Below are 3,334 nucleotides of genomic sequence, written 5' to 3'. Positions count from 1 at the left end.
GAGAAGAGTGTAGTATGATGGCTCAAGTCCAAAATCTCCTTGTGTGGCAAGTTGTTGTGGTAACTTCTTATACCACATACTGCTGAGATTTTGGACTTTTTTGTTACCCCTTAGCCGGACAGCAATGGCGTGTTTTCTCTACCCAACAACGCAGAAAAGTTTCAGTTCTTATATTCCGGCAAATTTTTTTTCACATAAAAAGCATACACCATATCATGACATGACTATTTTTTTATGCATATAAAGTTTTCATTTATATTAAAGCTCAGCATATAAAGTTTTTTAACTCATGGCAGAGAAATACCGTTTATAAAAACAGTTTTTTATATTGATAAAGACCATAAGTCAGTATTAATTATGCCGATAATACATTAAGACAATAATCATTATTACTCAAAGTCTGATGAAAAAATTAGTTATGCAATAAAATGTCTTCATATCATGTCAATGGTGCATGAAGAAACAAAACTACACTATTGTTTTTATGCACTTGCATACAAAAGGTCATCACCACACCATTGGGGGAGGAGGAAAGCAAATGAAGCTGGGAGTAAAACTTTCACTGATGTCGGCGTTCTTGCTGCTGCTCATCGCCATACTCGGCACGTTCAGCCTCGTGCAGATGTCAAAGATCAATGACGGTTCAACAGAACTGAGTCGCAACTGGCTGCCTTCAACACGGTGCGCCATGGAACTCAACATCGTCGCCTCTGACTATCGGCTTGCCGAAGCCCTGTTCATCACAACGCCTCCCATGGACGAATACCGGCAGATATATAAAAACCGCATGGAAAGCTCGCAAAAAAGCCTTTCCGCCATTACCGCGCGGTATTTACCCCTCATCGACTCACAGCAGGAGCGCCAGGCATATGAAGCCTTTTCGCGGCAATGGAAGGAATATTCAGATATCAGTTCCCGCATCATACAATTGGCCGACAGCGGCAACCGCGATGAAGCCCGGCAATTTTTCCGCGTGCAGTCCCGGGCGTGCTACGAACAGGGACGCGAATTCCTCGCGACACTGGTGCATCTCAATACCGAAGGCGGCGACACGGCCAGCAAGCAGTGCGACATCCTGTACGCCACATCAAAAAACCTGATCATCGGTCTGCTCGCGGCAGCGCTCATTTCCGGCACTCTCACGGTGGTGTTCATCATAAGAAGTACGCACAGGCAGTTGGGCAAAGACCCCGGCGAACTTAACGACATTGCCAACCGCGTCGTGCAGGGCGACTACAGTGTGGACGATGGAGGCTCCAAAGAAGGTGTATACAAGGCCATTGTAGGCATGGTCAGCGCCCTGAAGGCAAATATCGAGCGGGCGCAGGAAGAGTCGCTCCGGGCGCAGGAAGCGGCCGAAAAGGCCGGGGCAGCGCAACGTGCGGCAGAAGAAGCCCAGTCCAGAGCGGAAAGCGCCCGTCGCGAAGGGCTGCTTGATGCCGCAGCCCAGCTTGAAGGCGTAGTCAATATTATCGCCTCCGCCTCCGAACAGCTTTCAGCCCAGATCGAGCAGTCCTCTCACGGTGCGGCGCAGCAGGCCAGCCGCATTGCGGACACCGCCACCGCAGTGGAAGAAATGAACGTCACCGTGCTTGAAGTAGCCAGAAACGCCTCGTCAGGAGCGGACCTTTCCGGCGCGGCGCAACAGAAAGCCCGCGATGGCGAACAGATTACCTCCCAGTGCCAGACGGCCATCAATGAAGTGCAAAGCGACGCCATGTCCCTTAAGGCCAACATGGACCAGCTTTCCGGGCATGCGCAGGCCATCAATGAAATCATGACCGTCATTTCCGACATTGCGGATCAGACCAACCTGCTGGCTCTTAATGCGGCCATCGAAGCGGCCAGAGCCGGCGAAGCAGGACGCGGCTTTGCCGTGGTGGCCGATGAGGTACGCAAGCTGGCAGAAAAAACCATGGCCTCCACCCAGGATGTGGGCAGGGCCATCCACGCCATTCAGGAAAGTTCCCAGGACGGCGTGCGCCGTATGGATACCGCGGTGGGCAAGGTTAATCTCGCCACCGAGCTTTCCCTGCGCAGCGGCGAGGCGCTGAAAGAAATCCTCGACCTGGCCGGGCAGACAGCCGATCAGGTACGCAATATCGCCACTGCCAGCGAACAGCAGTCGGCCTCTTCAGAAGAAATTGCCCGCTCCGTGGAACACGTCAACACCATTGCCGGCGAAACAGCCCAGGCCATGGGCGAGGCCAGCAAGGCCGTTTCCGAACTGGCGGCCCAGGCGCAGGAACTGGCCAGAATAATTGAGTCTCTCAAACGGGCCTGATGCCCGTTACCAGCCTTCATGAACAAAACCGGTCCTGCCTTCACGGGGCAGGGCCGGTTTTTTCGTGCCGCAGGACGCCTCGCGTGCGCATTGCCCCCCGTCCCCATGCCGTGTATGCTGCGCCGTGCCTGCGCCATAAACCCGACACATCCAGCCCCGCACCTGACGCGGGTCACGCCGTGCCGCATTTGTGCCGGGTAAAACATCGCAGCCAATTCATGCTTTTCAAGGAAGACAATGCAAAAAGTGACCATCCACACAGACGGCTCCTGTCTCGGCAATCCCGGCCCGGGCGGCTGGGCCGCCGTTCTTCGCCTGGACGAGGGCGAACACCGCAAGGAATTTTCCGGCGGATATGCCCTGACCACCAACAACCGCATGGAAATGCTGGCCGTCATCGAGGCTTTGGCCCTGCTCAAAACCCCTTGCACCGTGGACCTGTATACAGATTCACGCTATGTTTGCGACAGCGTGAGCAAGGGCTGGCTGTGGGGATGGGTGAAAAAGAACTGGGTAAAATCCGATAAAAAACCCGTGCTCAATGTGGACTTGTGGCAGCGCATGCTGCCCCTGCTGCGCCAGCACAAGGTAAGCTTTCACTGGCTGAAAGGACACGCCGGACACCCCGAAAACGAGCGCTGCGACGTTCTGGCCCGCACCCAGGCAAGCCGCCGTGACCTGCCGCCGGATACAGGCTATAAACCCTGACAGACAAACACCCCGTCTGAACGCAGGCAAGCCGCCGCGCTCAGACCGCAATGCCGCAACCCCCAATACTATGCCCGTACCCCCTTCCGCCGCAGAAAACGCCTTTTCCCTGGCCTGTACTGTCAGTGCGATACTATACTTGCCGCGTTGGGCGTACACCTGTTTGCCGTTGTTGAACGTGTACCCGCAGTCTGTCTCCCCATCGGCAAGCATCCTTTCGTATGCTCTGCGTGCCGCTTCCCACTTTTGCTGATTGGTATCTGCCCCGTAGATTATGGCCTTCATTTTGTATCCCCCGCGTTGTCGGTATGCGCGGCCCACCTGAGAGGATGTATGGCTGAG

General features: G+C 54.6%; 2 protein-coding genes. Both read left to right on the top strand.

Annotated elements, in window-relative coordinates; all coding sequences use genetic code 11:
• The first annotated feature begins 538 nt into the window (after positions 1–538).
• On the top strand, positions 539–2,284 hold the full coding sequence (locus tag V6C16_RS09875; RefSeq protein ID WP_333536756.1) for a HAMP domain-containing methyl-accepting chemotaxis protein: 1,746 nt from the start codon (positions 539–541) through the stop codon (positions 2,282–2,284).
• Positions 2,285–2,521: 237 nt separating this feature from the next.
• Positions 2,522–2,992 carry a ribonuclease HI gene (rnhA, locus tag V6C16_RS09870; RefSeq protein WP_333543110.1) on the top strand — a complete coding sequence of 157 codons (471 nt, stop codon included), beginning with the start codon at positions 2,522–2,524 and terminating at the stop codon, positions 2,990–2,992.
• The last annotated feature ends 342 nt before the right edge of the window (positions 2,993–3,334 follow it).

The sequence above is a fragment of the Desulfovibrio sp. 1188_IL3213 genome (assembly GCF_036763145.1).
GTDB lineage: Bacteria > Desulfobacterota > Desulfovibrionia > Desulfovibrionales > Desulfovibrionaceae > Desulfovibrio.
This window is presented reverse-complemented; position numbering and strand designations above follow the sequence as displayed.